The sequence below is a fragment of the Kitasatospora sp. NPDC056531 genome (assembly GCF_042794375.1).
Classification (GTDB): domain Bacteria; phylum Actinomycetota; class Actinomycetes; order Streptomycetales; family Streptomycetaceae; genus Kitasatospora.
On sequence record NZ_JBHTTU010000278.1, the window covers coordinates 1 to 2,581 of the forward strand.

Annotated in this window: 2 protein-coding genes; one reads left to right on the plus strand and one right to left on the minus strand. The window is 74.7% G+C overall.

Going from position 1 to position 2,581, the window contains the following annotated elements:
- Positions 1–12: 12 nt before the first annotated feature.
- Entirely contained in the window at positions 13–2,199 is a 2,187-nt protein-coding gene (locus ACFQ87_RS45535) for a GNAT family N-acetyltransferase (protein ID WP_380616933.1), read from the minus strand.
- A 154-nt stretch (positions 2,200–2,353) separates the two neighbouring features.
- Here ACFQ87_RS45535 and ACFQ87_RS45540 point away from each other — a divergent pair.
- Positions 2,354–2,581: hypothetical protein (locus ACFQ87_RS45540; protein ID WP_380616934.1), on the plus strand; the 228-nt coding region annotated here is incomplete at its 3' end.

Sequence of the window (2,581 nt, forward strand, 5' to 3'; positions counted from 1 at the left end):
GCTTCACGGTGCTCACTTCCCCTCAGCGGCTGCCGGGCGCCGGAGCCGCCGCAGGTAGGGGTCGAAGGACGGCCGGGGTTCGAGGCGGACCCTGGCGTCCACGCAGACCGCCCCGTCGGGGCGGACGATGACGGGGTTGAGGTCGGCCTCGACGAGTTCCGGGAAGTCGTCGGCGAGCCGGGACAGCCGGGCGAGGACGGACCGGACGGCAACAAGGTCGACAGACGGCCCGCCGTGCTGCCCGAACAGCAGCGGTGCGCTCCGGAGTTCGGCGACCATCGCGGTCAGGTCGTGCTCGCTCAGCGGGGCCAGCCGGGCCACCTGGTCGGCCAGGACGTCGGTGGCGGTGCCGCCGAGTCCGAGGACGACGAGCGGACCGAAAACCCGGTCCTGGACCACGCCCGCGAGCAACTCCAGGCCGGGCACGGCCATCGGCTGGACCACCGCGCCGGCCAGTTCCACACCGAAGCGCCGGGTGAACTCGTGGTAGGCGTCCCGCGCTTCGATGTCCGTGGCAAGGCCAGTGCGGACGGCACCTACGGCGCTCTTGTGCACCTGCCCGGGCCAGTACGCCTTCAGGGCCACCTTCCCCTCGTGCCCGAGGCGGCGCAGCCCGGCGGCAGCGGCGACCGCCGTGTGCTCGTCGCGGGCCCACACCGAGGTGGTGAGGGGCAGCCCGTAGCTCTCCAGCAGGTCGGCCGTGGAGAGCGGATCGAGCCAGCCGCCCTCGGGGTGGGCGGTGAGGTAGCCGTCCACCAGGCTCCGGGCGGTGTACCGGTCGCAGTCCACGGCATCGGCGGGTTCAGACCGCGGTTCGGCGAGCCACCGGGCGCGGTCCCGCGCGTGGGCGAGGGCGCGGGCGGCGGCAGCGGTGTGCGAGGCCGCACCGCGGCGGCCCGCTGTCGAGCGCCCGGCGTCGACGGTCAGGACCGGGATCGTGCGGGTGACGCGGCGGACGGTGCGGGCGAAGGCCCTCGGGCTGCCGAAGGCCTCCAGGTGGAATAGGGCGAGATCTGTGCGGCCGTCCGCCTCCCACCAACGGAGCAGGTCGTTGCCGCTGACGTCGTACTTGTCGCTGAGCGAGACGAAGCTCGACACCCCAACGCCCAGCCAGCCGAGCCGCTCCAGCAGGGCGATCCCCACGCCGCCGCTCTGGACGGCCACTCCGGCCGTCCCGGCGCGCGGGAACACGGCGCCGAACTCGGCGTCCAGCCGGACGGCGGGATCGGCCTGGGCGAGGCCGAGGCTGTTCGGGCCGACCAGGCGCATGCTGTACCGCCAGCAGGCGCGCATCAGCCGACGGGCGTCCTCCGGGCCGAGTCCGGAGGTGAGCACCACGAGCGCCCTGACCCCGGCGGCGCCGCAGTCCTCGGCCACCTCCCCCACCGCCGCGGCCGGGACGGCCAGTACTGCGAGGTCCAGCACTGCGGGCAGGGCGGCGACGGACGGGTACGCGGTCACGCCGTCGATCTCGGCGGCGTGCGGGTTCACGGCCCAGACCGCCCCCGTGAAGCCGCCCCGGCGGATCTTCCCAAGGACGGCCCGCCCGACCGAGCCCTCCCGGCGCGAGACGCCCACCAGCGCGACCGACGCCGGTCGGAGCAGCGCCGCCAGGCTGGCCACGTCGGCGCGGCGCCCGCGCTCGTCCACCGCCGTTCGGTAGCGCTCGTCCGACTCGTCCAGCGGCACCCGAATTCTGACCTCGCTCTGCGCGAACCGCCGCTGGACGGGCAGGCCGAGGTCTGCGAAGACCTTGTGCACGGCCTGGTTCCCGGCCAGCGTGTCGGCCTCGAAGAAGCGGACGCCGCACGCCCTGGCGGCATGCACCAGGTGTTCGAGGAACAGCGTGCCCACGCCCCGGTGGTGCCAGCGGTCGGCCACCGCGAGCGCGAGCTCCGCCGTCTCCGGCAGGTCGTCCAGCACGGCGCAGTCCGCCTCGCCGACGAGTTCCTCCCCCACCCAGGCTCCCAGGGCCAGCAGCCCCGGACTCTCCTCCCCGCAAAGGCGGTCGGCCGCCTGCCTCGGCGCGTTGCGGCTGACCCCGAAGAACCGCATCCGGCGGCTCTCCTCGGACATCCCGTCGATGTTCAGGTCGAGCACCGCCTGGTGGTCCTGCGGGCCCAGCTGCCGGATCTCGACCGTGGTGCCGTCGGAGAGCAGGGCCTCGGCGGTGGTCCGCGGCGGGTGGACGGTGGACATGGCTCATCTCCTCGGCCGTCGCCGTGGTACCTCTCCAGCCTCCACGCCCACCGCGTTTTGGGGGAGGGCCGACCGGCCCCGCCCGGGGGTGCCGAGCGGCTCGGCACGGGGGTGCGCAGACTGGGGAGCGAAGCGGTCGGCAACGGAGGTCGCCATGGCAGCGGACCCACCTACGGGGCATCCCGACCTGCCGGACGCCTGGACCCTGCGCTACCGGGGCTTCGACCCGGACGAGGAGGGACTGCGGGAGGCCCTGTGCGCGGTCGGCAACGGCTACCTGGTCAGCCGGGGCGCCGCGCCCGAGTCGGTCGCGGACGGGGTCCACTACCCGGGGACGTACGTGGCGGGCTGCTACGACCGGGCGGGGTCGACGGTCATGGGG

Coding starts and splice junctions, on each gene's coding strand:
- ACFQ87_RS45535 (WP_380616933.1), bottom strand. CDS start 2,199: ATGTCCACCGTCCACCCGCCGCGGACCACCGCCGAGGCCCTGCTCTCC.